Raw genomic sequence first — 26,493 nt, forward strand, 5'->3', positions numbered from 1 at the left:
TTCACGATTGAACTCCTCCCTCTTAATAAACTGTTTCTTTGAAAAAGAATCCCGTATCCAACGAGCGATTAGCTGGCTGAATTTCCTCGATGTTCGCTAACAGTTCGCCTTTTTTATCATCATAAGCGTCTGCATCTTCAAAAAATAAATCAATGGCCTCACGATACGCTTTTGTCACAGCTAAAATATATTCCGGGCTTTTTAAAATCCCATCAATTTTAAAAGAATCAACCCCGGCCTCTAACATATCTTGCAGCTCATCAATGATACAAATATCATTCGGACTCATGATATGGGTGCCATTTTCATCTTCGAAAATCGGATATTTGTTTTCACGTTCTTTATCGTGTAAGAACATATTTTTTTGCATCTTGCGATTTTCAATTTCCATGACTTTTCCTTGGTACTCATAATAGTTACCAAGCAATGAACGCTTTGATTGGAACATACAGCTCATACCGTGAACGAGCACTTCAATTTCTACTTCTGCATTTTCCTTTATTTCCACAATTGCATCCATATTAATTTCACGTGCTAGAACCGCTCTTTTTGCCCCTTTTCTGCCCCAATAGTTGCAAGTGTACCAGTTCGTTCCGGTTGTCTCAGTACTCCAATGAAGCCTCATATCAGGAGCCACTTCTTTTGCTATCATTAATACAGCCGGATCGCCAAAAATGATGGCATCCACCGAAGCCGCCGCTGCAAATTGAATATACTCACTCAATTCAGCGATTTTCTCATTATGAAAAATCGCATTCATGGCGAGATAAACTTTTTTTCCTTTGGAATGGGCCAGTTCAATTGACTTTTGGACATCTTCGCGGTTAAAGTCCCCTGCAAGCCGTAAACCATATCTCTGCTCACCAACGACAAACGCATCTGCACCCGCTTCTGCTAAAGGTAAAATATCATTTACTGTCAATGGTGTAACAAGTATTTCAGGCTTCTTCATTTCCTCCCACCTCTTCTTTTGCTGATTGCAACCCCGTCCCCAACAGGAAGAATCACGGAATCATAATCCGGATGATTCATTAACCAGCGGTTAAATTCATCAATTTTCTTCACTAGATTTCGGGTTCTCTTTGATTCAATTTCTGCTTCTGCAACAAGTCCTTTAAACAAAACATTGTCAGTAATAATCATTCCGTCTTCAGTAAGATATTTAGCATATATTTCAAAGAACTTTTTATATTGACCTTTAGCTGCATCAATAAAGATTGCATCATACGGGGCATATCCACTTACTGTTTCTTCAACCTCTAGCGCATCCCCTTCGATTAAGGCAATTTGCTCACCATTCCCGGATCGTTGGATAAATTCTTTGGCAAGGTTTATTCGTTCCTCGTCACGCTCAATTGTAACGATATGCGTTTCTGGAATTGCACTAGCCATTCTTAAAGCTGAATAACCAATCGCGGTTCCAACCTCAAGAATTTTTTTTGAACGGTGAATGCGCAGTAATTGCAGCATTGTTTCAATTCCTGCAAGCTCCATGATCGGGACATTATGCTTTTTTGCATAGCTCTCCATTTCCATAAACAATGGATTTCGAGCTGGAATTAAACCTTCAATATAAAAATGCAGCTTCTCATTTAACAAGCTGCCGTCACCTCAATCCTTTAAAAGCATCTTTCAAAAAAATGAAAATAGCGTTCCACCATCTATAATGGAAATCTTATCCCAAGGGCCAACCTAAATAATAAAGGTGGTGTGTGCAGAGCTTTAACTTCATCTATTCAGAGTAAAAAACATATATTTATCACTCAGTTTGGCTATTCTGATTCGTTTTTGCGGCGCTCCGCCCCTTTTCCATACAAAAAATGCTCTTTAAACATGAAAAAATAGCGTTCACAGATACGGACGTTACGAGCTGAATGAATTTCGACTCGGGTACGTTTCGAGCAGACGATGCCGCAAATTACCTTCCTGTGAGTTACGCTATAGATTACCTTTTAAAACACTTGTACCATTTTATCATAAATAAGAGGGGAATGCGAACTTTCCCCCCTTATTTATGTTTTATTTTTTATTGGAAATATGCTTTGCTTTTTCCTGATTATGTTCTTCTAATGTTTTGGTAAAAATAACCTCACCTTCAGCGGTTGCCAGGAAGTAATAATAATCTGTTTCCTCAGGTTTTAGTGCCGCTTCTATAGAAATCTTTCCAGCGTTGGCAATCGGTCCTGGAGGAAGACCGGTATGTTGATAAGTATTATAAGGGGAGCTCACTTCTAAATCCTTATATAGAACCTTTTCTTTATGCTTCCCTTGCGCATAAAGGACGGTTGGGTCCGTTTGCAGCGGCATTCCCTTCTTTATACGATTATAGAAAACGCTGGCAATTTTTTTACGGTCGGCCTTTCCGGTTGCTTCCTCTTCAATTAAAGAAGCCATGGTTAACAACTGATGGACTGACAGCTTTTTATCTTTGCTTTCGTCGGAGTAGTCCGCTAATACCGTACGGGTTTTGTCAAGCATTACCGTGACCATCTCTTCGACCGATGGGTTCGGCTTGTAAAATGGATATGTTGCCGGAAATAGGTACCCTTCTAGTGGATATTTTATGGAACCATTCAAGATTTCGTCAGTTAAGACATCAGGATATTTAATCATTAATGTTTTAATAAACACTTTATCATTTAATTTATTTAACACATCATCTTCCTTTTGATTTGTAGCCTTTGCCATGATGGCGGCAATTTCCCTAATCTGCTTCCCTTCTGGAATCGTGATTTTAAAACTTGCCTTTGCGAGAACCTTGCCCGTTTTTAAGCGACTGACAATTTCAGGAACATCCATGGATGGACTAAGCTGATATTCCCCTGCCATAAACCCGCCTTCATTTTTAAGCTTTACATAATATTTAAATACCTTTGCATTTTTTATAATTCCGTTTTGTGCTAAAGTTTGAGCAATTCCCGTCACTGTTGAGCCAATCGGAATGTCAACTGTTTTCTGACTCTTACTTTTTGAATCAAGTGGTTTAAGTGCTGATTGTATGTAGAGATAACCTCCGCCGCCAATAACGACTATGAATAATAGCATTAAAATCGAAATAATTAAAACAATCTTCCTGACAATTTTTGCTTCACTTTGATGTTCAAGCATTTTTTGCCGGATTACAGCTTTTTTTACGCCTTTTTCGTCAGTTGTCATTTTCTTCCCCTTCCCTCTGACCAATGTAACACGATATTTTGCACTAATTTCCCCAAAAAATTAACTAATTAGCGAAATTAGACATCGTAATTATTTCAGCATATAGTGAGAAAAATGTCAATTTAACCATGAATATGTCAATTTTTCCCTCCACAAAAAAAAGGAACCAGCCTCTTAAAAGCCGGTTCCCTTACTTCTATTCTTCCTCTTGGTCCTCATTGAAGGTATTAAAGACTTCTTCAACCATGTCCCATTCTTCGTCGGTTTCAATTTCCATTAACTCACCGAATCCGCCGTCCTCTGTAGGAATATATGCATACGTTAGAATGTCAATTTCCTCTTCTTCGTCTTCATTCGCTCCTACCGGATAAAAGAATACATAGGACTTTTCAAACTCATCTGAGTCAAATGTAAAAAGAATTTCAAATAATTGTTCATCGCCGTTTTCATCGATAAGTGTAATATAGCGTTCCTCATGATCATGTTCGTGCTCGTGTGTCATTTCTTCACCTCATTAATTTTTACTATCAAGATAACCTTGGAGAATCATCATTGCTGCCATCTTATCAATAACCTTCTTACGCTTCTTTCGGCTTACATCCGCCTCAAGTAAAACGCGTTCTGCCGCCATCGTTGTTAACCGCTCGTCCCATAAAACAGTAGGTACAGCAAATTTACTCTCAATTTCAGCTGCAAATTGCTGACTTGCCTCACCGCGTGGACCAATCGTCCCGTTCATATTTTTGGGAAGGCCGATGACCACCGTATCAACTTGATACTCTTTTATTATTTGACCAATTTCCTCAAAACCAAACTCATTCTTCTCTTCGTTGATTTTGAGGGTTTTTAGGCCCTGGGCTGTCCACCCAAGTTCATCACTTACGGCAACTCCGACAGTCTTTGAGCCTACATCTAAACCCATTATTCGCATTCCTTAACCCTCTCGCTGCTTTTTTAAATAGGATTTGACTAATTCCTCAATGATCTCATCCCGCTCCAGCTTACGAATAATGTTACGAGCATCGCGGTGACGTGGAATATAGGCAGGATCTCCAGATAATAGGTAGCCGACTATTTGATTTATCGGATTATACCCTTTTTCCTGCAGTGCTTCATAAACTTGAAGAAGAACGTCATTTACATCATGTTCAAAAGGCTCTTCAGGAAAATTAAAACGCATCGTTTTGTCAAATGAACTCATTTCACGCACCTCGCTTTTCTAATAGAGGAGAGAATTGTTATGTCTAGCTACAGCGCCTAGGAGCTCGGGGTCATAAGCCAATCCGTCAAGGAGGTTAAAGAACAACCTCCTCGCCGGCTCGTCTTATGCCTGTCGCCCCTGGGCAAGGCGCTTCCGCTTTCTAGAATCGTTACCTACATTTTACACTAATCTATCCTATTATCAAACCGATTTTACCCATTCCTCAACAAATTGAAGTGCTGAATCAAGTTTTTCAGGATCTTTCCCGCCAGCTTGGGCCATGTCAGGACGACCACCGCCTCCACCGCCGCATCGGGAGGCTACTTCTTTTATTAACTTCCCAGCATGATAGCCTTTTTCGATTAAATCCTTTGTCACTGCTGCAATTAAATTCACTTTTCCTTCATGGGAGCTACCCAATACAAGCACAACAGAACCAAGCTTTTGCTTTAAATCATCAGCCATATTTCTTAAGTTATTCATATCGGCAGCTTGAACCTTCGCTGCTAAGACGGTTACGCCATCAATTTCCTTTGCTTTAGAAACGAGACTCCCAGCTTCAATATTTCCAAGCTTTGAAGCAAGGGATTCATTTTCCCGTTGCAGCTGTTTCATTTCAACAAGTAAACTTTCGATACGGTTACCGATATCTTTTGGATTCGATTTTAGTTTTTCAGCAGCATCCTTTAACAAACCTACTTGCTCATTTAGTGACATGTACGCTGATTCACCTGTTACTGCTTCAATCCTTCTTGTCCCAGCACCGATTCCACCCTCTGAAACAATTTTAAATAAACCAATCACGGATGTATTTGGAACGTGACAGCCGCCGCAAAGCTCGAGGCTGTAATCACCAACCCTTACAACACGGACAATATCACCATATTTTTCACCGAAAAGCGCCATGGCGCCCAGTGCTTTTGCTTCAGCAATCGGTTTTAAGCTGATGTCAACTTCAATGTTTCTCCAGATTTTTTCGTTAACGATTCTTTCGATTTGTTCAAGTTCTTCAGGATTTATTTGACCAAAATGCGAAAAATCAAAACGAAGTCGATCAGGTCCGACAAGAGATCCTGCTTGGTTAACGTGCTCGCCAAGAACGTCTTTAAGCGCTTGATGGAGCAAATGGGTAGCTGTATGGTTTTTGATTATCTTCACCCGATTGGCAGCGTCGACCTTTGCTGTTACCTGCTGGTTTGTTTTCAAAATGCCGCTCTGCACAACCACTTGATGAAGATTCTGGCCATTTGGTGCCTTTTGGACATCCTTAACAGCTATGCTTGTACCTTCGCCTTCGATGACACCGAAGTCAGCAATTTGTCCACCACTCTCAGCATAAAATGGTGTCACATCAAGAATTAATTGGACTTCGTCCCCCATTGAAGCTTCATCAATTAATCCACCGTTTTTAATGATCGCTAATACGGTGGAGCTTGTTACAAGCTGATCGTAGCCGACAAACTTACTTTCAACAGTCACATCGCGCAGAACACCGCCTTGAACCTGCATCGAATCGACATCTTGCCGGGCTCTTCGTGCTCGTTCACGCTGCTGCTCCATTTCTTCTTCGAAGCCTTTATTATCAACCTTCATGCCCTCTTCTTCCGCATATTCTTCGGTTAATTCTACAGGGAAACCGTAGGTGTCATAAAGACGGAATACATCGGCACCAGTGATGGTATTACTGGCTTTTCCCTTTTCCTTCTTGATAACACTTGCTAAAATAGCTAAGCCTTCATGAAGGGTTTCATGGAAACGCTCTTCTTCATTCTTAATAACCTTTTGAATAAATTCAGTTTTGTCTTTTACTTCTGGATAGAAGTCATTCATGATTTCGCCTACGACAGGAACGAGTTCAAACATAAAAGGACGATTGATATTAATTTGTTTGGCGTAACGGACAGCACGGCGCAGCAAGCGGCGCAATACATAGCCACGGCCTTCATTTGATGGCAATGCCCCGTCTCCGACTGCAAAGGCTACCGTACGAATATGGTCGGCAATGACTTTGAAGGATACATCGAATTCTTTATTTGTGCCATATTTTTCTCCGGAAATTTCTTCTGTTGCCCGAATGATCGGGATAAATAAATCGGTATCAAAATTAGTGGGAACATTTTGAACGACAGACGCCATCCGCTCTAATCCCATTCCTGTATCTATATTCTTCTTAGGCAGCGGTGTATAGGTGCCATCAGGGTTATGGTTAAATTGTGAAAATACAAGGTTCCACACTTCTAGGTAACGTTCGTTTTCGCCCCCTGGGTAAAGCTCAGGATCTGATGAATCATCCCCATACTCTGGACCACGGTCATAGAAAATTTCAGTATTCGGGCCGCTTGGACCTTCGCCAATATCCCAGAAGTTTCCTTCAAGACGGATAATCCGTTCCTCTGGAAGACCAATGGTTTGATGCCAAATTTCATAGGCTTCATGATCCTCTGGGTGGACGGTAACGGACAAACGCTCTGGATCCCAGCCAATCCACTTTTCAGCGGTTAAAAACTCCCATGCCCACTCAATCGCTTCTTTTTTGAAATATTCTCCTATGGAAAAGTTACCAAGCATCTCAAAAAATGTATGATGGCGCGCTGTTTTGCCGACATTCTCGATATCATTCGTTCTGATTGATTTTTGCGCATTGGTGATTCTTGGATTGTCAGGAACGACACGGCCATCAAAATATTTCTTTAAGGTTGCCACTCCACTGTTAATCCACAATAACGATGGATCATCATGCGGGACCAGTGGTGCACTTGGTTCAATCGTGTGTCCTTTTTCTTCATTAAAAAATTGTAAAAACATCTTGCGAATTTGTGATCCAGTTAAATTTTTCATATGGTTTAACCTCCTTTATGTTTAAAAAAGCATACAAAAAAGCCCTCATCCCTATAGCAGGGACGAGAGCTTGTCTCGCGGTACCACCCTGATTATGGATACAAAAAAACTGTATCCATCTCTCAAAAATGCCATTAACGCTGGCAAACGGCAGTGGTTAGCTGCACTCCGGATTAGCTTTCTGTCATCCTTCATCTAGAGCTCCTTTCAGCCATGGAAGCTCCTCTCTTTTTCGCTTTGCGCGTTACAGATGGACTATAACATACTCAATCCTTCTTCGTGATCCAAATATTCTATATGACGAATTATAGCTACCAAAAAAACGTTTGTCAATTTCTTATGGTGATGATTCATTAGATTTCCCGTTCATGAAATGATTTTTTGCATGGAGGATCGCTACTTTAAGTATAACAAGGACTGGGACAGCCACTATCAACCCTAAAATTCCGCCAATCTCTCCACCAGCTGTTAACGCAATCATAATGATTAATGGGTGCATATGAAGACTTTTTCCCACGATATACGGGGATAATATATTCCCTTCTAGAAATTGCAGGCCAAAAACAATCACTAAGGTAATGATGACCAGTTTAACAGATGATGTTGCAGCGATGATTACGGCTGGCACTGCCCCGATGATCGGTCCAAAATAGGGGATTACATTTGTTGCCCCAACAATCAAACCTAATAGTAATGGATATCTTAAGTGAAAAATCCAAAATAACAGGGCTGAAATACTGCCGATAATGATACAAATTAATAGCTGCCCCCTGATATAGCTCCCCAGGGATTCATCTACATCCTTAAGAAAGAGTGTCCCCTTTTTACGCCATTTTTTGGGGGTTATGTACCAGGCAGCTCGTTTAATCAGTTGAAAGTCCTTTAACATATAGAAAGCAATAAATGGGATAATCATCATGATTAACGCCGAATTAAAAAACTTCATAAGAATGTTCACGAGGATCGTTAAAAGAGAGTCCAACTTTTTTTCAAAAGTGTCTATTCCATCATCTAATCTTGCTTGAAGACCATCAGGCCATGCTCTTGTCTGGGACTGCAGCTTATCAATCCATTCCCGGTATTGCTCGGCAAAAACCGGCGCACTTTCAGACAGATCTTTTAATTGGTCAATCATTGCTGGTATTCCTTTGTAAAGAGCGAAACCAATTCCGCCAAAAAAAATAATATAAATGAGAATGATGGCAAGTCCACGATGAAGCCCTTTTTCATGTAATTTTTCAACAATCGGATGAAGCAAATATGTAATAAATCCACCAATGATAAACGGAAGGATAATGATCACAGCTACTCGAAGGATTGGCATCCACACGAAATTGATTTTCAGAAAAACATAAATTGCGATCAATAAAAGGAGCAAAAAGCCGATTCGGTAATACCATTTCATTCGAATATCCACGTCCATGCCTCCTTTTGATTAGTTTTGGAGACAGATGGTGGATTTATACATTTTGACCGGTTTCAATTCAAAATCCCCCTCGGATCATGAGGGGGATTCAGGCATAATTTACATTATCGCTCGTTTTACTCTTCGTTGTATTCTTTTCATATTGCGGGCAGACATCATATTATTTCGCTGGGCAATATTATATGCTGCCATCCCTGCACCCAAAACAATCATCGACGTCATCAATTTATTCATACGTCTCACCTCTTATTTAAATTGTCAAGCGCTAGCACGTGCGGCCGCTCTTTTAATCTATAGGGTGTAACGACGCTCTTCTTCTTCAAACAAATCATCTAAAGAACTAAGTGACCCGTCTTCTTCGACTTGATGGGTGTTGATTATTCCTTCAGAAACCGAGAGCTCAATAAAACAGTTCCAGCAATAATATTGGTTGATGCCAATTTTGCCGATATCCTTGCTTTGACAATTGGGACACTTAAACATGAAAGGACACCTCTCGTATCATTTAGCCATACAGAATTTATCTTGATAAATTCTGATACGCATAAATTCAACCGCACCTTAAGACCTACCCTTTAAGGGCACTCGGCCAGTCGGCGAGATTTCATTTACATCTACGATAATGGCATCCTTTCCGATCGCTAAGGGCTTCCCGGATTGAATGACTTGTTTACCTTCCGTGATATCCGAAAAGAAGCCATCCGTGATTTCGTACCCTACGATTGTGCCCACTTCTTCATGAAAATATACATCTTTTAGCAAACCAAGAGAATCCCCATTCTTCGAGAGCATCAACATCCCGTCTATGGAATGTTGATGCTTAAGCGTATATTCCGAATGCTCTTTCAGCTTTTCCAAACATAAGGGATTCTCAATCATAACCCCATCCCAGCCAAAAGAAGTCACTTTTTGTATATCCAGAAAGAATGATTGTTTGAAGAAAACGCCTTTTTTAACCAAGAGACCTTTTACCTGACCATTGCTTGAAATACATAGGTCACTTATCTCACCGATTTTAGTCCCATTTCTCGTTTCAAAAATAGGTTGTCCTTTCAATAAAGAAAATGTTCGCAAAGAGTGTCCCACCTCCTCGAACATTTATAGTTTCAGTCATTTACCATAAAATCATAAGGTGAAACGTTTTCCATTCCTACCAGTGGATGGACTTGCATGAATTCATCCTCATAGGACAATCCATTTGCCGAAATTTCAGGAGCTGCAGAACTAATGACATTAATCAAAATACTTTCCTGAAGTTTTTGACAAAGAGTCGTCTGTCTCGAGAGCTCGTCCGCTCGTTGGACACCCATTCTGAGCGCCTCTTCTTCCCCACATATGATTAACGATTGTTTACTTCTCGTAATGGCCGTATAAATTAAATTTCGCTGTAACATCCGGTAGTAACTTCTTGTAATCGGAAGAATAACAATCGGAAATTCGCTGCCCTGAGATTTATGAACAGAACAGCAATATGCATGTGTGATTTGATTTAAGTCCTGCTTTGTATACTCCACTTCATTTCCTTCAAAGGAAATATAAATCATGTCTTGCTTTTCAGTGTTTTCTTTTGCATAAATGATTGAGATAATTTCTCCAATATCACCGTTAAAGACATTGCTTTCCGGTTGATTGACGAGTTGAAGGACCTTATCACCGATGCGGTATTTCACATCACCAAAAGCAATTTCCTTGCGCTTGCCGTCAGGGTTTGGATTAAAGATTTCCTGCAGCAATACATTGAGGCGGTCAATCCCGGCTGGACCTCTATACATTGGCGCCAGCACTTGAATATCCCTAGCAGAATAGCCTTTATTTTTTGCATTTAAGGCCACTTTTTCTACCACTTGAGCAACCTGTGTGGTTGAACATTTGATAAATGAACGGTCAGCTTGTTTCGTGGTAACATCTGGAGGCAGATACCCCTTTTTAATATCATGGGCCAGTTCAATGATGGAAGAACCTTCTGCCTGGCGATATATATCTGTTAATCGAACGGTCGGAATCCGTTCAGATTGAAGCAAATCCTTTAAAACCTGCCCAGGGCCAACAGACGGAAGCTGATCCTCATCCCCAACAAGGATGACTTGAATATTTTCCGGAAGTGCCTTAAACAATTGATTGGCAAGCCAGATATCGAGCATCGATGTCTCATCCACAATTAAAATTTTTCCCTCTAATGGACTTGCATCGTCGCGGTCAAATCCTTCCGTTCCGTTAAATCCGAGCAGCCGGTGAATGGTCACCGCCGGAAGGCCTGTCGATTCGCTCATCCTTTTGGCTGCTCTCCCTGTTGGTGCCGCCAGCAAAAATGGAAAAGGTTCATCCTTTTTATGATAATCCTTCAGTTCTAATGAACAACCGTGCAATTCCGCATATAATTCAACAATCCCTTTAATGACCGTTGTTTTCCCAGTTCCAGGGCCACCGGTTAAAATAAGCATTGGTGACATTAGCGCTGTTTGAATCGCTTCTTTTTGTGTTGGAGCATAATGTACCCCTAGCCGGTCCTCTAAACTTCCTAATGCCAGTAAAAATTCAGACTCTGGAAATTGGTCCTTGTATTCCGTTTGTTTGACTATTCGATTAATGCTCGTAACTAGGCCTTTTTCCGCGAAAAATAAGGAAGGCAAATAAACGCGTTTTTCTTCACCAATTATTTTCCCCTCTTCTTCAAGTTTAATGACTTCATTGGATATGTCACTGTAGTCAATTTGATCGCGTTTGTTTTCTTCGAGGAGTACCTTTACCTGCTCAAGCAAGTTCTCAGCATTTATGTATACATGACCCGTCTGCATACTTTCGTTTTCCAGTGTATATAGTAGGGCTGCTTTTACCCGGTCGGGATGGCTTCCAGAGATCCCTAACTGGTAGCCTAGCTCATCGGCCCGACCAAAACCGATTCCTTCGATATCCTCAACAAGCTTATAGGGGTTTTTTTGAATAGTATTGAGTGTTTCCTCTTTATAAGCTTGATAAATCCGCATCGAAATTTGCGGTCCAAAGCCATATTGATTTAGGGCCACCATTACCTGCTCGAGCCCTTGATGCTCCATCAGTGTATCGTAAAGCAATTTTGCCTTTTCAGGAGGAAGCTTGGGAATGGAATCCAGCAAGGACGGCTGATTCAGAATTTTGGAGATGGCGTTCTCACCTAAAGTTTCCACGATATTCTCTGCGGTTTTCTTTCCAATCCCCTTAAACATTTCACCTGATAAATAGGCAACAACGCCTTGTTTTGTTTGTGGCATGTCCTTTCGGAAATGATTCGTGTGAAATTGAACACCAAACTTCGGATGATCCTTAAACTCCCCGAAAAAGACATAGGTTTCCTGTTCATGAATTTTTGGAAAATAACCGGTAATAACTGCTTCCTTGTCATCGTATTGATCATTTGTTTCATCAACGCGAATCCTCAATACCGTGTATAGATTCTGTTCATTATGAAAAATCGTCACAATCGGCCGTCCTTTGACGAACTTTCCCTGCTCGGCAAATAAATCAAGTGAGTCCTGTTTTTCCATTTTGTGCTCCCTCCTTTCGGCTAAAAAATGATATTAATGAATATTCTCAATGAGTTTTTTCGCGTGACCTGCAAGCAGATGATCCGGTTGAATGTCGAGGGCTTTATTAAACATTTCAACTGCCTTTTGGGAATTTTCTTTAAATGCATAGGAAACCCCGAGATTATAATAAGCATCAGAATGCGTGCGGTCTAGCTCGATACATTTTTCTAATTGAAGGATTGCTTGATCGATAAGTTCGAGCTGTGCCAGACATAATCCAAATTGAAAGCGTGCTTCCGGATCATTTTCGTTCAGTTCAACGCTTCGTTGTAAATAGGGAAGGGCAAATCGCCCTTGATTAAGCTGTACTAGTGTGAGGCCCAACATAAAATAATTGTCGCTTGTGTTGAGCCCATTTTTCATAGCTGTTTCAAACATTGCTTTAGCTTGATCAAATTGATCATTACTGAAATAGATATTTCCGGCGCTATAGTAAGCAGCTGCTGCCTTTTCATCCAATTGAATAGCTTTTTCATAAAATTTCAATGCTTTTTCGTCGTCTCCGACAGCAGAAAGTACGTTTCCAAAGTTAATATAGGCAATAGGATCTTGGGGATTTTCTTCAATTACTTCATTAAAAAGCTTTGCTGCCTCTTCCCATTTACCTTCTTGCATGTATTTAACACCTAATTGGTTTTTATCCATTGTTTCCACTCCAATCCTAAGAAAAAGTATACCATATTTTATTTTAAAATTACTTTAAGAGCTTGATTAGGTTCCCGCACAGTTTGGGGTTGCCGTTCTTAGGGGAATTCCGCCAACTTCCCAATTTATTCCGCCAAACAGCAATTTCTTCACAAAAAAACCTGACTCCAGAACTGGAATCAGGGTCAAATTTTAACCTACATACGTTAGACGCTCTCCATTTTTAAAAACTTCGTCGATAGTTCCACCGCCTAGACATTCATCGCCATTATAAAAAACAGCAGCTTGTCCAGGAGTGATGGCACGAATCGGATCGTGGAAAACAACCTCAACTTTATCTCCATCAAAAAGACGAACGGTTACTTTATGATCTTCTTGGCGGTAGCGGAATTTAGCCGTACATTCAAATTCCTTTGGCTTTTCCTGATTGGATACCCAGCTCACCCCAACAGCGGTAATCGAGTCAGAATATAGTTTTTCATGGTGAAAGCCTTGTCCGACATAAAGGACGTTCCTTTTTAAATCCTTACCGATGGCAAACCAAGGCTCACCAGAACCACCGATTCCAAGACCGTGGCGTTGGCCAATCGTATGATACATTAAGCCTTCATGCTTGCCTTTTACCTCGCCGTCAAATGTCTCCATGTTTCCTGGTTGCGCAGGTAGGTATTGACCTAAGAACTCTTTAAAATTCCGTTCCCCAATAAAGCAAATTCCAGTACTGTCCTTTTTCGTCGCGGTGGCAAGCTCCGCTTCCCGAGCAATTTCCCGAACTCTTGATATTTCAAGATCTCCAATTGGGAACATGACCTTACTTAGCTGTTCCTGTGTCAATTGATTTAAGAAATACGTTTGGTCCTTATTTTCATCTAAACCGCGAAGCATTTTGTATTCACCGTCACGGTACTCAACTTGTGCATAGTGACCAGTCGCTAAATAATCTGCTCCCAGATTCACGGCATGCTCCAAAAACGCCTTGAATTTAATTTCTTTATTGCACATGACATCAGGATTAGGAGTCCTGCCCGCTTTATATTCCTCAAGGAAATAGGTAAACACCTTGTCCCAATATTGTTTTTCAAAATTAACCGCATAATAGGGAATACCAATTTGATTGCAGACACGAATGACATCCTCATAGTCTTCCGTTGCCGTACAAAAACCATTATCATCGGTATCATCCCAATTTTTCATAAAAATACCGATGACATCATAGCCTTGCTGTTTTAATAAAAGCGCAGCTACAGATGAATCTACACCGCCTGACATCCCAACAACAACACGTGTGTTTTGTGGATCTTTTCTTTCCATTGATATTCACCTCTCTCTTGCTAAAACTTCTTCAAGCATTTATTTTTTCAGACGCGAAACAATCCTTGCCGTTTCTTCGGCTGCCTTTATGATTTCTTCTTTTGTCGTGTTAAAACCGAAACTAAAACGTACCGAATTTATCAATCGCTCTGATTGTTTACCAAACATTGCCACAAGGACGTGGGAAGGCTCAATTGAACCTGCAGTACAGGCCGATCCGCTCGAAACAGCAATTCCTGCCAAATCAAGATTTACGAGCATCGCCTCCACACTTGTCCCCGGAAAGCTTAAGTTTAATACATGTGGCAGTGAATATTCAAGCGTTCCGTTTACCTTGAAATCAACTTCTCGTTCACGTAGCTTTTCTTGAAAAATTTCTTTAAATTCAAAGAATTTTTCTCTTTTTGCAGAGCGTTCTTCATTGGCAATTATTACTGCTTGATGGAATCCCGCAATTGATGCGACATTTTCAGTCCCTGCCCGCCTTTTTCTTTCTTGCTCACCACCGAAGGAACGTGGTGCAAGCTTCACAGTTGACCGGGCATAGAGAAAGCCAGTTCCTTTCGGGCCATTAATTTTATGAGCGGTTACCGATAATAAATCGATGAAGCTCTCATTGACGTCTATTCTTTCAGATCCATAGGCCTGAACAGCATCGGTATGGAAAACGGCTTGATGATTTTTTAACAGCTGCCCAATTTCCGTAATTGGTTGAATGGTGCCAACCTCGTTATTTCCATACATGATAGAAACTAAAATAGTATCCTCTCGTAAAGCCTCATTTAACTCTGAAAGAGAAATTAGCCCCGTTTCATCAACAGGCAAATAGGTGACCTCAAAACCTAATTTTTCTAATTTTTCGCAAGCATGAAGCACTGCATGATGTTCAATTTGAGTGGTAATAATGTGTTTGCCTTGATGCTGATAGCTTTCGGCAGCCCCAAATAAAGCCAGATTATCCGCTTCTGTTCCCCCGCTTGTAAAAATAATCTCGTTTTCCTTTGCGCCAATACTCCTAGCTAATTCCGCACGGGCTAAATCAATACGATGACGAGCTTCCCTTCCATATGAATGGATACTCGAAGGGTTTCCAAAAGATAAATTCATGACTTCCATTATTTTTTCAATTACCCTTGGATGCATCGGAGTCGTCGCTGCATGGTCAAGATAGATTCGTTCCATCATTACACCTTCAATCAAAATAATTCACTATTATTACCTTTTACATTAAATATAAAACATATAACCCTCATGCTCATTGTCTTCACTATGACTAGCTAAATCTTCGAGTGTCGTATTGTCGAGAACATCCTTGATGGCATCGCGAATGCGAATCCACAGCTCGCGCTTTGCTGGCTCTTCATCTTCTATTCCCTCAACAGGAGTAATCGGGCCTTCAAGGACACGAATTACATCGCCTGCGGTAATTTTGGATGGTTCATTAGTCAGAATATACCCTCCGTATGCTCCTCGAATGCTTTTAACTAATCCAGCATTCCGTAATGGGGCAATCAATTGCTCTAAATAATGTTCAGATAGGTCATTTGCCTGGGCAATCGCTTTTAAAGAAGTAGGACCCTCACCATGTTTTTTGGCAAGCTCAATCATAATCGTTAGACCATATCGTCCTTTAGTAGAAATTTTCATAACCTGCACCTCTGTTCTAATCTATATAAAAATATTCTCAGTAATTTGATAGGCATTAGAATTATATCATATTCTTCTTTAATATGCTTTTTGTAAGGAAAATGATATTGTAAGATAAAGAACGAATTTTGTTTGGAGAGATGACTATGCAGCAAAAGCCTTTAGCCTTTCGGATGCGTCCAAGAACGATTGAAGAAGTCGCAGGCCAAGAGCATCTGGTTGGTGATGGAAGGATTATTGCCAGAATGGTAAAAGCAAAACAGCTGACATCCATGATTTTATATGGACCACCGGGCATTGGAAAAACCTCGATTGCCAGTGCAATTGCCGGGAGCACAAAATACGCCTTTCGGACGCTGAACGCCGTTACAAACAATAAAAAAGATATGGAAATAGTCGCTGCAGAGGCGAAAATGTCTGGGAAAGTGATTCTGCTTCTTGATGAAGTCCATCGGTTAGATAAAGCAAAGCAGGATTTTTTACTGCCTTATTTAGAAAATGGGATGATTGTATTAATTGGGGCCACCACAAGTAATCCCTATCATGCCATTAACCCAGCGATTCGTAGTCGCTGTCAAATTTTCGAATTGAAGCCGTTAACACCTGATGAAGTGAAACAAACGTTAACCCGCGCTCTAGAAGATGAAGATCGGGGATTTGGACGGCAGAAAATTGAGATTTCTGAGGATGCTTTACAACATTTTGCCCAAGGCTCGAACGGGGATGTACGAAGCTCCTTAAATGCCCTGGAATTAGCGGTACTTTCCACCGATAAAGATGCCAATGACATGATCCAAATCGATGTGAAAACAGCGGAGGAATGTTTGCAAAAGAAAAGTTTAGTTGCAGATAAAGATGGTGACGAGCACTACGATGTCCTGTCGGCTTTTCAAAAATCGATTCGTGGTAGTGACGTCAATGCCGCTCTCCACTATCTCGGAAGATTAATTGAAGCTGGAGACCTGCCAAGTATTAGCCGTCGTATGATTGTGATCGCTTATGAAGATATTGGACTTGCCAATCCACAAGCTGGCGCTCGTACGTTGGCTGCGATTGAAACCGCAGAGAGAATTGGATTTCCAGAGGCAAGAATACCACTTGCCAATGCCGCTATAGAATTATGCCTTTCACCTAAGTCTAATTCTGCCGTCTTAGCCATTCAGGCAGCACTTGATGATATTCAAAAAGGGATGGTCGGTGAAGTTCCAGATCATTTACGTGATGCCCACTACAAAGGGGCAAAAGAGCTTGGCAGAGGAATTGGCTACTTATATCCTCACGATTATGAAAATGGCTGGGTCCCGCAGCAATATTTACCGAACAAATTAAAAAACAAACAATACTATCAACCAAAGAAAACCGGAAAATTTGAGCAGGCACTTGCCACTGTTTATGAAAAATTAACTCGCTCGAAAAAATAAATAGAGGTGTCAGGCACCATGTGAAATTTTCACATGGTGCCTGACACCTTTTTTTAATTTATGGAAACTACTAAGCGGCAACGTCTCGTTTTTTGAAGACGTAGAAGGCGAAAAATTGGAATACAGCAAAGTAAATCAGCAGCATGATGACTGAAAATGTCATTGTCATTCCTTCTACCATTGGCGTACCTTCAAAGTATTGTGATAAATTCGTATTGGCAAACAAGATATATTTTGCCCAGCTATATTTTAATGACAACAAGGTAGTAAATTGGGCCCCGGTAAACAATAAAAACAGTGATAAGCCGATTGCCAGGGAGCTGTTCCGGAAAACGGACGAAATCATGAACGCCATAGTCGCAAGCATAATCATGTCGATTGAACTATACCCGTAATAAACCAACAGGTGAGTTACAATATTTTGCTCGGTTACGACTCCATTAGAATAATTTAAGTATGGAACGGCTTGTTCAGGCATTCCAAAAAGGATGCTACCAAGTGCGGTTGAGAAACCAAACAGAATAGCCAGCATCAACAGCCCAAACAATAATACAGTCAAATATTTCGATGCTAAGATTTTGGTACGATTGATTGGCCGTATTAATAACAGTTTAATCGTTCCCCAGTTAAATTCACTCGCGACAATCCCTGCAGAAATGATAATAGTAAATAATCCCGCTAAGATAATAAGTTGTGAAGCATCCTTAACAAATGACCAAACATTATATTTTTCATTTGGTGGAAGATTATGCTTAATTCGATAGTCATTGATGGCGATTTCTTTTTTAAAAAATTGCTTTTCCATCTTCGTCCGACTTTGGGCCATCTGTTGATTTAATGCTTTATTTTCCTCTTGTAATGTTTGCTCCCATTTTTTATCAAGAACAAACGCCTTTTCTTGATACTTAGAAAACGTACCGACAATCGAAATAATAACAATAAGTATTGCAATCATGACATAGGTTCCTGGGCGTTTAAAAATTTTCATCCATTCATTTTTGATTAAATTAAGCACGTGCTGCCGCCTCCTTTTCCGACGTCACTTCAAGGAAGCGATCTTCTAATGTTTTCGCCACTTCTTTTATCCCAAAAACTTGAATATCTGCGGTAACTAACTTTTTAACTAGATTCGGGATTTCCTCTTTAGAAAGTTCAACGGATATACCATTCCTTGAGCTGTTCGCTCTAACATCTGGATAGTTGATTTCTATTAGTGACAAAGCTTTATCACTCGGAACTACCTCTAATTCAAACGTCACTTCAGTGCCCTGGACAAATTCCTGGACAAGCTGCACATCGATCAACTTGCCTTTTTGAATGATCCCGATTCTGTCACACATCATTTCCATTTCAGAAAGCAAGTGACTGGAAACGATAACAGCCATATTTTTTTCACGTGCTAAGAGGCGGACATAGTCACGAATTTCTCTTATTCCTGCAGGGTCAAGGCCATTCGTTGGCTCATCTAGAATCAACACGTCTGGGTCATGCAAAAGACACTGTGCTAATCCCAACCTCTGTCTCATTCCAAGTGAGTAGGTTTTCACTTTGTCATTGATTCGATCCGTTAGACCGACGAGTTCAACGGTTTCAGCAATTTTTTCCTTTGTGATGCCTTTTGACATTCTTGCATAATGAACCAGATTTTGATATCCAGACAAAAATTTATACATCTCCGGATTCTCAACAATGGCACCAACATGGCTTACAGCATTTTCAAACTTGTCTTTAATACTCGCCCCGCCAATGGTGATGTCTCCTGAAGTAATCCCCATCAAGCCGACAATCATCCGGATGGTCGTTGTTTTCCCGGCACCATTTGGACCTAGAAACCCAAATACCTCACCCTTATTCACTTGGAAGCTGATATGATCAATAATCGTTCTTCCTTTAATCACTTTTGTTACGTCTTTTAGTTCAACGATTGTTTCCAAATTCTCTCTCCTCTCTATTAGTCACAAATAAGTTTACCTTATTTCGGCAAAATTTTCCTAACTAATATTCCTTTTATATTATAACCATACAAATCCTTTTTCTAATAACGTCTGTGGATGGAATCAATTCTAGGGCTAAAGTCTGATAATTAATCATGTTAACAAAATATTCAAATCTTTTTTTCAATTGTACACTTTTCCACTTTTCGGTTTCTAAAAGCCCGTCGGTATTACCCACCTTGAAAACAGAATAAAAAAACCCTAAACTCCAAAAGTTTAGGGCTCAACAATTATTTTTCATCTGAAACACGTTGGATTTTGATATCTTTTAGTAATTCTCTCACAACATAGCTTGCCATAATTAAACCGGCTGCAGATGGGACGAAGGCATTTGACGCAGGCGGCATTTGAGCTTTACGGATAGGGGCATTTTCATTTCCTACCTCTTTTTTAATGTCCTCACGAATGACAATCGGGCTTTCATCAGAAAAAACAACTGGTATGCCCTTATGAATTCTTTCCTTACGAAGTTTCGTGCGGATGACTTTTGCAATTGGATCCGTATGAGTCTTGGAAATATCAGCAATTTGGAACCGGGTTGGGTCCATTTTATTAGCGGCCCCCATGCTCGAAATAATCGGAATCTTTCTTTTTAAACATTCTTTCATCAAATGAATTTTATAAATAATCGTATCAGAGGCATCCACGACAAAATCTAAGTTGTAGCCAAAAATCTCCTCATAAGTATCCTCTGTGTAAAACATCTTCAGTGCAATCACTTCGCAATCAGGATTAATATCCTTAATTCGCTCCTGCATGATGTCTACTTTTGGTCTACCCACGGTTGAAAGAAGCGCAATAAGTTGACGGTTAATGTTTGTAATATCAACATCGTCTTTATCGATTAAAATTAACCGACCAACACCAGAGCGTGCAAGGGCCTCGGCAGCAAATGAACCGACACCGCCAATTCCTAAAACAGCGACCGTGCTATTTTTCATGATATTAAGTCCTTCTTTACCGATAGCAAGCTCATTTCGCGAAAATTGATGTAGCATTTATATTCACTCCAAATTTAAATTCAATTAACTATTATTTTTTCACCATAAAAATATATCATACCCGCTTATAAAAACAAGTATTTTTATAGGAATTAGGAAGATAAACAGCAAAATAAAACCTCTTGCCGTAGCAAGAGGTTGATTTTTGTAAAAAGGAAAAGAGTCCCAATGGTGCCGTTGCTTCTTCATCCTTAGTTTTGATCCCGCACTCAGCAGGGGGGTGTCCTGTTCCCGGTATTGTAAGTCCCCTTACCTGTCAATAGGTGGGGCATTTACGCAATCAGAAAACTCCAGACTCCCGAATAAATAATGTTCGGTCAAAACTTCAGGTCACACAACGTACATTTCAGGACTCTTCTTTAATTGCTTATATAATACCATATTATGATACTTCATTCAAGGTTTCATGAAAGCGAATTCTTGTTATTTTTTAACATTTAATGACAAACTTAGCTCTAACAATTGCGCCTCAGAAACTTCGCCTGGTGCATTTGTTAACAAGCAGCTTGCACTCGCTGTTTTTGGAAAGGCAATCGTATCTCTTAGATTGGTGCTTCCGGCAAGTAGCATCACCAAGCGGTCTAGTCCAAGAGCAATGCCGCCATGTGGAGGAGTCCCATATTCAAAAGCATTCATTAAGAAGCCAAACTGTTCCTTTGCTTCTTCTGGTGAAAATCCAAGTACACTAAACATTTTTTCTTGGATTGGTCGCTCAAAAATCCGAAGTGAACCGCCGCCAAGCTCATATCCATTCAGAACAAGGTCATAGGCTTGGGCACGTACCTTCCCAGGATCAGAATCCAAATATTCAAGGTCTTCCCTAAATGGCATTGTAAATGGATGGTGAGCAGCGTAATAACGCCCTTCCTCTTCATCGTATTCCAATAACGGCCAGTCTGTCACCCATAAGAAATGGAACAAGCTTTGATCGATTAATCCCAATTCTTTTCCTAGCTTAAGTCTTAGTGCGCCAAGGGAATCAGCCACTACACTTTTCTTATCAGCTACAAATAGGAGCAAATCCCCTGCATTGGCCTCTAGTGTGACTTTCAGTGCCTGTGCGTCCTCTTCAGAGAAGAATTTCGCAATTGGTCCCTTTAAGCCTTCAGAATCAACTTTTAACCAAGCAAGACCCTTGGCACCATAAACGGCAACAAACTCAGTTAAGGCATCGATATCTTTACGTGAATACTTGTCTGCTGCACCTTTAACGTTTATCGCTTTAACTTGACCGCCACTCGCAACCGCGGCGGCAAACACCTTAAAGCCGGATTCCTTGACGATTTCGGAGAGGTCAACAAGCTCTAGCCCAAAACGAGTATCCGGTTTGTCGGAACCATAGCGGCTCATCGCTTCATCATAAGTCATTTGCGGGAAAGCCTCAGGAACTTCCACACCTTTTACTTCCTTCATCAACTGTGACATCATTTTTTCCATCATGACTATAATGTCCTTTTGGCTTAAGAAGCTTGTTTCTATATCTATTTGCGTGAATTCAGGCTGCCGGTCTGCACGTAAGTCCTCGTCGCGGAAACAGCGGGCAATTTGGTAATACCGTTCAATTCCACCCACCATCAACAATTGCTTAAACAACTGCGGCGATTGTGGCAGCGCGTAGAATTCACCGGGGTGGACACGGCTTGGGACTAAATAATCACGCGCCCCTTCTGGAGTGCTTTTTGTTAAAATTGGTGTTTCGATATCTAGGAAGCCTTCGCCGTCAAGGAAATCCCTAATTTGTTTCGTCACCTGATGACGCATTTTTAAGGTTTCAAAAATAACCGGACGACGGAAATCTAAATAACGATATTTCAAACGCACATCTTCTGAAGCATCTGTTTTATCAGAAATTGTAAACGGAGGAGTTTTCGCTTCATTGATAATCGTTACGGTTTCCGCTTGAACCTCAATTTTACCCGTTTTTAGATTTTCATTAATGGTTCCAGGTTCACGGGCAACGACAGTTCCCACAACATCAAGAACAAATTCGTTGCGGATTTTTTCTGCCGTTTTGAGTGCTTCCTTTGATAAATCAGGATTAAATACTACTTGGACTATTCCTGAACGGTCGCGCAAATCGATAAAGATTAATCCGCCAAGGTCGCGTCGTTTTTGAACCCAGCCTTTTAATGTTACCTTTTCCCCTACTACTGATTCTGGTACTTCACCACAAAAATAAGATCTGCCAAACATGTTAATCCCCCTTTATCCTCGTAACCCTTGAAAATAGTCAACCAAAGAACCAAGCTCCACTTCTACTTGTTCACCTGTAGCCATATTTTTCACATTGATATGGTTGTTTTTAAGCTCTTCATCACCGAGAACGGCCACATATTTTGCTTTTAAGCGGTCGGCCGCTTTAAATTGCGCCTTAATTTTTCGATCTAAATAATCTCTTTCTGCTGAAAAACCAGCCATCCGAAGTTGTTGCAACAGGCCAACGGTGTAATCCTTCGCTTCCTCCCCAAGTGAGGCCAGATAACAATCAATCCCTTGATCCGTATCAAGCTCGATACCTTCTGCATTAAGGGCTGCAATAAACCGTTCAATGCTTAAAGCAAAGCCGATACCAGGAGTTTCCGGCCCGCCAATTTCTTCTGCTAAACCATTATAACGGCCGCCGCCGCATAATGTGGTGATGGCCCCAAATCCCTCAGCGTTGCTCATAATCTCAAAGGCAGTGTGATTATAATAATCCAAACCTCGCACCAAGTTGGCATCGACTTCAAAGGGAATATCTAATTGGGTTAAATACTGCTGTAATTTTTCAAAATAAGTTTTTGAATAATCGTTTAAAAACTCTAGAATGGACGGTGCAGATTTCATTAATTCATGATCACGATCCTGTTTGCAATCCAAAATTCTCAACGGATTCTTTTCCAAGCGGTTCTGACAATCATGACAAAACTCGCCGATTCTTGGTTTAAAGTGATTCACCAACGCCTCGCGATGAGCGTTTCGGCTTTCCTTATCACCAAGGCTATTAATAATCAACTTAAGCTGTGTAAGACCCATTTCTCTGTACAGGTTCATCGCTAGGGAGATAACCTCCGCATCAATCGCTGGATCATTACTGCCTAATGCTTCGACTCCAAATTGAACAAACTGGCGGAAACGACCTGCCTGAGGACGTTCATAACGGAACATCGGCCCCATATAATAAAGCTTTACAGGCTGGTTGGCATAACCAAACATTTTTTTCTCGACAAATGAGCGAACGACCGCCGCAGTTCCTTCAGGTCTAAGTGTAATACTGCGTTTCCCCCGGTCTTCAAATGTGTACATTTCTTTTTGAACAATATCAGTAGTGTCACCAACGCCTCTTGAAAATAGTTCAGTTGATTCAAAAATGGGGGTGCGAATTTCCTGGTATTGATATTTCTCACAAAGTTCTCTCGCTTTTTTTTCAATCAGCTGCCACTTCTCTACTTCTCCTGGCAATATATCCTGCGTGCCTCTCGGAATGCTAATAGACATAGCGGAAACCTCCTTTTTTTCATATTTTTATGTAAATAGATTTTTAGTGAAAATAAAAAAACTCCCATCCCTTGTATAATACAAGGGACGAGAGTTAATAATCCCGCGGTGCCACCCTAGTTGAATAGCCTTAAAAATTAAATAGCTATTCCTCTTTAACAGTTAACGCCTGCTACGTTCTTCTCCTACTAAAGCTGAAGCTTTTTCAGAGAGAAGCCTACGGAGTGTTCATTCGTTAAGACACATGTGGAAATGCTTTCAGCCTAGGCATCTCCTCTCTTTTCATGGGTTAGCTTAACTACTATGCTCCATCAAATGGTTATATCCGTATATTACATTTTACTTCGCTAATCAGAATTTACTATCGTATAATTCTGAAGGCATAAATTCAACTGAGCCTCGAGAACTGCCATTTAGTGCTGGCCAGTCAGCAAGTTACCATTTATATAATAATAAGGAGCATCCCTGCTATTGTCAAGTGTGTTTTACGATCTCTCCAAATGTTTTTTTAACTTTCTGACATCCCCTATTGATAAGCCGAATTCAGAGGCAAGTTCAAACGATGTTGCCTGCTGCTCTTTTTGAATAAAATCATGAAAATCAACGCCGAATAAGCGTCCATCCATTGACTGTACGTTCATTCCTTTTTCACTCGATCTCATATTTAATCACCTCAACCCTTTCTTCGATAAACTTATTATTTCCACCAATGGTGAAAAACTTGCATGGAAGATGAGGATTTCGTTGATTTATTGGTCATTTTTAGTAATTTAGGAATGATTTTCAGCTTCTTTTACGTTAAAATAGTAGATAAATGACAATGGAGGGTGTTAATGGGCAAAAAGTTTACTCTACTGCTATTATCTATCATACTTATTTTTGGAGCCTTCCTACCGCTGGGAAAAAGTATCGCAGCAACCCGTTCAATTACCATTTCCACCGATACTATCAACGTTCGCGGCGGCCCAGGCTTAAGCTATCCCCTTGTAAAAGTAGCTAATCGTGGCGAAAAGTATTCGATTGTAAATGAACAAGGTGAGTGGATCAAGATTCAGCTATCGTCTGGCAAAACAGGCTGGGTGGTCAATTGGCTGGTCACCAAAGAGAATGAGACTAAAACAGCCAAATCCTCGACATCTGCCGGTGCAAAAAGTACGATCGCCACCGCTAACACCGACCAATTAAGGGTTCGATCCGGACCTGGGACAAGCTTTCGAGTCGTCGGTTTTTTGAATAAAGGACAAGACGTTATGGTGGTTGAGCAAAATGAAAACTGGTATAAAATCAGTTCAACCTTCGGTGACGGTTGGGTTGCCAGAGATTTTTTGGAGTTGAAAACTGGTAAACAGGAGAACAAACCAACGGGGCCGTCCTCGAATACCACAAGTACTGGCGTAGTGAATGGTGATACTTTAAATCTTAGAAAGGAGCCATCCACAACAGGCGCTGTGATTGGAAAACTGACAAGGGGCACAACCGTAACGATTTATTCGAAACAAAATAATTGGATAGAGGTTGGTTTTTCAAATCTTAAAGGCTGGGTAAGTGCTAAGTTTATTGACGAATCGACGAGTCCATCAAAGGACACCCCTAAGAAAGAATCTAGCGATATAAAGGGAATGGTAACTGCGAGCAGTCTAAGTGTCCGCTCAAGCTCATCACTAAATTCGAACATCATCGGTTCTGTGTCAAAAGGGCAAAGATTTACCATTTTAGAAGAATATAATAGTTGGGCAAAAATAGAATTTGAGACTGGTAGTTTTGGCTGGGTTGCAAGCTGGTATCTTGATAAATCAACTGCACAGACCAATACCGGACAAGCCGTAAAGGAAAATACCGTTACCATCTTACATAATGGAACAAATATCCGAAAAGCACCGGATGTTCAGTCAGATGTTGCGCAACTGGCTGATGAGGGAGATACCTTTTCTGTAAAAAGTTTAGCAAATGACTGGTATGAAATTACCCTGAAGAATGGAAAATCAGGCTGGGTAGCCGGCTGGATTGTTTCGGTAAACGGTGCTAAACAGCAGATTGAGAAGTCTGGTGCTGAAGGCTATCTAAAAAATAAAACCATTGTTCTCGACCCTGGACATGGCGGCGGGGATAACGGAACGACAGGTGCTTCCGGAACATTAGAAAAAGACTTAACACTTCGAACAGCCCTGCTTTTGTATGATAAATTAAGAGCTGCCGGTGCAAATGTTTACTTAACTAGAAATAATGATTCTTACCTTTCGCTTCCGTTACGAGTAAATACGGCAGGTGCTTACCGTGCTGATGCCTTTATTAGCCTGCATTATGACAGCAATGTAGATCGGTCTGTTCGTGGTATGACTGGCTATTACTATCATTCCTTTCAGCAGTCATTTGCCGAAACGCTTTATGCCTCAATGGTAGGACAGACGAAATTAAAAAATCGTGGAGTGCGATTAGGGGATTTCCACGTGATTCGAGAAAATAGTCAAAAAGCTGTCTTGATGGAGCTTGGCTATTTGAGTAACCCAGAAGAAGAACTGACCCTAAATTCAGGTCAGTTCCAGGAAAATGCTGCTTCAGGTTTGTTTGATGGATTAGCAAGATATTTTAAAAAGAACTAAGTTGAGCTCTAGACGGTTTCTACAAACCTCTAGGGCTCATTTTTCGAGGGTGCACTTGTTTTAACTTAGTTCAAAGGCTTAAAAAGTCATAGCTTAAAATAAAAATACACTTTATCAGTGATTTTTAATGATTTATCATCGGATTTTGGCGTTTTATCAGCGAATTCAAGTTAGCAACAATCTTGTAGAAAAGAGCGATAAAAAACTATCATG

The 26,493-nt window shown here is 40.6% G+C and carries 24 protein-coding genes, 1 other RNA gene and 1 other annotated feature; of the genes, 2 read left to right on the forward strand and 23 right to left on the reverse strand.

The window, feature by feature from the left end; all coding sequences use genetic code 11:
- Positions 1-22: 22 nt before the first annotated feature.
- The 16 genes from RTR43_RS19045 to cymR form a co-directional block, all read right to left on the reverse strand.
- The gene (locus RTR43_RS19045) at positions 23-952 is read right to left on the reverse strand and encodes a peptidase U32 family protein (RefSeq protein WP_312473941.1); all 930 of its coding nucleotides are present in this window, start codon (positions 950-952) and stop codon (positions 23-25) included.
- Positions 949-1,599, reverse strand: coding sequence for an O-methyltransferase (locus RTR43_RS19050; RefSeq protein ID WP_312473943.1), 651 nt, complete (start codon positions 1,597-1,599; stop codon positions 949-951). The genes RTR43_RS19045 and RTR43_RS19050 overlap by 4 nt, the downstream gene beginning before the upstream one ends.
- Before the next feature lie 420 nt (positions 1,600-2,019).
- Positions 2,020-3,156, reverse strand: coding sequence for an endolytic transglycosylase MltG (gene mltG, locus RTR43_RS19055; RefSeq protein WP_312473945.1), 1,137 nt, complete (start codon positions 3,154-3,156; stop codon positions 2,020-2,022).
- Positions 3,157-3,352: 196 nt separating this feature from the next.
- Positions 3,353-3,658, reverse strand: a complete 306-nt coding sequence (locus RTR43_RS19060) for a DUF1292 domain-containing protein (RefSeq protein ID WP_248737457.1) — start codon at positions 3,656-3,658, stop codon at positions 3,353-3,355.
- Positions 3,659-3,670: 12 nt separating this feature from the next.
- Positions 3,671-4,087 (reverse strand): Holliday junction resolvase RuvX, encoded by a 417-nt coding sequence (gene ruvX, locus RTR43_RS19065; protein ID WP_312473948.1) that lies wholly within the window; start codon positions 4,085-4,087, stop codon positions 3,671-3,673.
- A 3-nt stretch (positions 4,088-4,090) separates the two neighbouring features.
- Positions 4,091-4,357, reverse strand: a complete 267-nt coding sequence (locus RTR43_RS19070; protein WP_248737455.1) for an IreB family regulatory phosphoprotein — start codon at positions 4,355-4,357, stop codon at positions 4,091-4,093.
- 201 nt (positions 4,358-4,558) lie between these two features.
- Positions 4,559-7,195, reverse strand: a complete 2,637-nt coding sequence (gene alaS, locus RTR43_RS19075) for an alanine--tRNA ligase (protein WP_312473950.1) — start codon at positions 7,193-7,195, stop codon at positions 4,559-4,561.
- Positions 7,196-7,532: 337 nt separating this feature from the next.
- Positions 7,533-8,612: an AI-2E family transporter gene (locus tag RTR43_RS19080; RefSeq protein ID WP_312473952.1), complete on the reverse strand. Its 1,080-nt coding sequence runs from the start codon at positions 8,610-8,612 to the stop codon at positions 7,533-7,535.
- Positions 8,613-8,720: 108 nt separating this feature from the next.
- Positions 8,721-8,855 (reverse strand): YrzQ family protein, encoded by a 135-nt coding sequence (locus RTR43_RS19085; RefSeq protein WP_312473954.1) that lies wholly within the window; start codon positions 8,853-8,855, stop codon positions 8,721-8,723.
- Between the two features lie 57 nt (positions 8,856-8,912).
- Entirely contained in the window at positions 8,913-9,104 is a 192-nt protein-coding gene (locus RTR43_RS19090) for a hypothetical protein (RefSeq protein WP_024029972.1), read from the reverse strand.
- Between the two features lie 78 nt (positions 9,105-9,182).
- Positions 9,183-9,695 (reverse strand): PRC-barrel domain-containing protein, encoded by a 513-nt coding sequence (locus RTR43_RS19095; RefSeq protein ID WP_312473956.1) that lies wholly within the window; start codon positions 9,693-9,695, stop codon positions 9,183-9,185.
- 32 nt (positions 9,696-9,727) lie between these two features.
- Positions 9,728-12,142, reverse strand: a complete 2,415-nt coding sequence (recD2, locus tag RTR43_RS19100) for an SF1B family DNA helicase RecD2 (protein WP_312473958.1) — start codon at positions 12,140-12,142, stop codon at positions 9,728-9,730.
- A gap of 33 nt (positions 12,143-12,175) precedes the next feature.
- Positions 12,176-12,829 (reverse strand): tetratricopeptide repeat protein, encoded by a 654-nt coding sequence (locus RTR43_RS19105; RefSeq protein WP_312473960.1) that lies wholly within the window; start codon positions 12,827-12,829, stop codon positions 12,176-12,178.
- A 192-nt stretch (positions 12,830-13,021) separates the two neighbouring features.
- The gene (mnmA, locus tag RTR43_RS19110) at positions 13,022-14,140 is read right to left on the reverse strand and encodes a tRNA 2-thiouridine(34) synthase MnmA (RefSeq protein WP_312473962.1); all 1,119 of its coding nucleotides are present in this window, start codon (positions 14,138-14,140) and stop codon (positions 13,022-13,024) included.
- 39 nt (positions 14,141-14,179) lie between these two features.
- Positions 14,180-15,322, reverse strand: coding sequence for a cysteine desulfurase family protein (locus RTR43_RS19115; protein WP_312474023.1), 1,143 nt, complete (start codon positions 15,320-15,322; stop codon positions 14,180-14,182).
- A 45-nt stretch (positions 15,323-15,367) separates the two neighbouring features.
- Entirely contained in the window at positions 15,368-15,787 is a 420-nt protein-coding gene (gene cymR, locus RTR43_RS19120) for a cysteine metabolism transcriptional regulator CymR (protein ID WP_248737446.1), read from the reverse strand.
- A 146-nt stretch (positions 15,788-15,933) separates the two neighbouring features.
- Between cymR and RTR43_RS19125 the strand changes: the two genes are divergently transcribed.
- Complete coding sequence (locus RTR43_RS19125; protein ID WP_312473969.1) at positions 15,934-17,208, forward strand: replication-associated recombination protein A; 1,275 nt, start codon at positions 15,934-15,936, stop codon at positions 17,206-17,208.
- Between the two features lie 70 nt (positions 17,209-17,278).
- Here the strand turns inward: RTR43_RS19125 and RTR43_RS19130 are convergent, their stop codons facing one another.
- From RTR43_RS19130 to RTR43_RS19160, 7 genes are all read right to left on the reverse strand, one after another.
- Positions 17,279-18,223, reverse strand: coding sequence for an ABC transporter permease (locus tag RTR43_RS19130; RefSeq protein ID WP_312473971.1), 945 nt, complete (start codon positions 18,221-18,223; stop codon positions 17,279-17,281).
- Entirely contained in the window at positions 18,216-19,142 is a 927-nt protein-coding gene (locus tag RTR43_RS19135) for an ABC transporter ATP-binding protein (protein WP_312473973.1), read from the reverse strand. Before RTR43_RS19135 ends, RTR43_RS19130 begins: the two co-directional genes overlap by 8 nt.
- 290 nt (positions 19,143-19,432) lie before the next feature.
- Positions 19,433-20,200 (reverse strand): tRNA threonylcarbamoyladenosine dehydratase, encoded by a 768-nt coding sequence (locus RTR43_RS19140; RefSeq protein ID WP_248737442.1) that lies wholly within the window; start codon positions 20,198-20,200, stop codon positions 19,433-19,435.
- 161 nt (positions 20,201-20,361) lie between these two features.
- Positions 20,362-20,559, reverse strand: a non-coding RNA gene (gene ssrS, locus RTR43_RS19145) — 6S RNA.
- Positions 20,560-20,626: 67 nt separating this feature from the next.
- The gene (aspS, locus tag RTR43_RS19150; RefSeq protein WP_312473976.1) at positions 20,627-22,396 is read right to left on the reverse strand and encodes an aspartate--tRNA ligase; all 1,770 of its coding nucleotides are present in this window, start codon (positions 22,394-22,396) and stop codon (positions 20,627-20,629) included.
- Between the two features lie 12 nt (positions 22,397-22,408).
- Entirely contained in the window at positions 22,409-23,680 is a 1,272-nt protein-coding gene (gene hisS, locus RTR43_RS19155; RefSeq protein ID WP_312473978.1) for a histidine--tRNA ligase, read from the reverse strand.
- 80 nt (positions 23,681-23,760) lie between these two features.
- Positions 23,761-24,005, reverse strand: a binding site (T-box leader).
- Positions 24,006-24,165: 160 nt separating this feature from the next.
- Positions 24,166-24,342 carry a hypothetical protein gene (locus RTR43_RS19160; protein WP_312473980.1) on the reverse strand — a complete coding sequence of 59 codons (177 nt, stop codon included), beginning with the start codon at positions 24,340-24,342 and terminating at the stop codon, positions 24,166-24,168.
- A 171-nt stretch (positions 24,343-24,513) separates the two neighbouring features.
- On the opposite strand from RTR43_RS19160, the gene RTR43_RS19165 reads away from it, so the two are divergent.
- The gene (locus RTR43_RS19165) at positions 24,514-26,280 is read left to right on the forward strand and encodes an N-acetylmuramoyl-L-alanine amidase family protein (protein ID WP_312473982.1); all 1,767 of its coding nucleotides are present in this window, start codon (positions 24,514-24,516) and stop codon (positions 26,278-26,280) included.
- Positions 26,281-26,493: the final 213 nt, after the last annotated feature.

Origin of the sequence: Neobacillus sp. (genome assembly GCF_031988165.1) — a bacterium.
GTDB lineage: Bacteria > Bacillota > Bacilli > Bacillales > Cytobacillaceae > Neobacillus > Neobacillus rhizosphaerae.

Excerpts from the sequence above, each read along its gene's own strand:
- mltG (WP_312473945.1), bottom strand. The coding sequence starts at position 3,156 with ATGACAACTGACGAAAAAGGCGTAAAAAAAGCTGTAATCCGGCAAAAA.
- RTR43_RS19160 (WP_312473980.1), bottom strand. The coding sequence starts at position 24,342 with ATGAGATCGAGTGAAAAAGGAATGAACGTACAGTCAATGGATGGACGC.
- recD2 (WP_312473958.1), bottom strand. The coding sequence starts at position 12,142 with ATGGAAAAACAGGACTCACTTGATTTATTTGCCGAGCAGGGAAAGTTC.
- hisS (WP_312473978.1), bottom strand. The coding sequence starts at position 23,680 with ATGTCTATTAGCATTCCGAGAGGCACGCAGGATATATTGCCAGGAGAA.
- RTR43_RS19070 (WP_248737455.1), bottom strand. The coding sequence starts at position 4,357 with ATGAGTTCATTTGACAAAACGATGCGTTTTAATTTTCCTGAAGAGCCT.
- RTR43_RS19060 (WP_248737457.1), bottom strand. The coding sequence starts at position 3,658 with ATGACACACGAGCACGAACATGATCATGAGGAACGCTATATTACACTT.
- RTR43_RS19045 (WP_312473941.1), bottom strand. The coding sequence starts at position 952 with ATGAAGAAGCCTGAAATACTTGTTACACCATTGACAGTAAATGATATT.
- ruvX (WP_312473948.1), bottom strand. The coding sequence starts at position 4,087 with ATGCGAATAATGGGTTTAGATGTAGGCTCAAAGACTGTCGGAGTTGCC.
- RTR43_RS19085 (WP_312473954.1), bottom strand. The coding sequence starts at position 8,855 with ATGAATAAATTGATGACGTCGATGATTGTTTTGGGTGCAGGGATGGCA.
- alaS (WP_312473950.1), bottom strand. The coding sequence starts at position 7,195 with ATGAAAAATTTAACTGGATCACAAATTCGCAAGATGTTTTTACAATTT.
- RTR43_RS19105 (WP_312473960.1), bottom strand. The coding sequence starts at position 12,829 with ATGGATAAAAACCAATTAGGTGTTAAATACATGCAAGAAGGTAAATGG.
- RTR43_RS19090 (WP_024029972.1), bottom strand. The coding sequence starts at position 9,104 with ATGTTTAAGTGTCCCAATTGTCAAAGCAAGGATATCGGCAAAATTGGC.
- cymR (WP_248737446.1), bottom strand. The coding sequence starts at position 15,787 with ATGAAAATTTCTACTAAAGGACGATATGGTCTAACGATTATGATTGAG.
- RTR43_RS19140 (WP_248737442.1), bottom strand. The coding sequence starts at position 20,200 with ATGCTACATCAATTTTCGCGAAATGAGCTTGCTATCGGTAAAGAAGGA.
- RTR43_RS19165 (WP_312473982.1), top strand. The coding sequence starts at position 24,514 with ATGGGCAAAAAGTTTACTCTACTGCTATTATCTATCATACTTATTTTT.
- RTR43_RS19115 (WP_312474023.1), bottom strand. The coding sequence starts at position 15,322 with ATGGAACGAATCTATCTTGACCATGCAGCGACGACTCCGATGCATCCA.
- RTR43_RS19125 (WP_312473969.1), top strand. The coding sequence starts at position 15,934 with ATGCAGCAAAAGCCTTTAGCCTTTCGGATGCGTCCAAGAACGATTGAA.
- aspS (WP_312473976.1), bottom strand. The coding sequence starts at position 22,396 with ATGTTTGGCAGATCTTATTTTTGTGGTGAAGTACCAGAATCAGTAGTA.
- mnmA (WP_312473962.1), bottom strand. The coding sequence starts at position 14,140 with ATGGAAAGAAAAGATCCACAAAACACACGTGTTGTTGTTGGGATGTCA.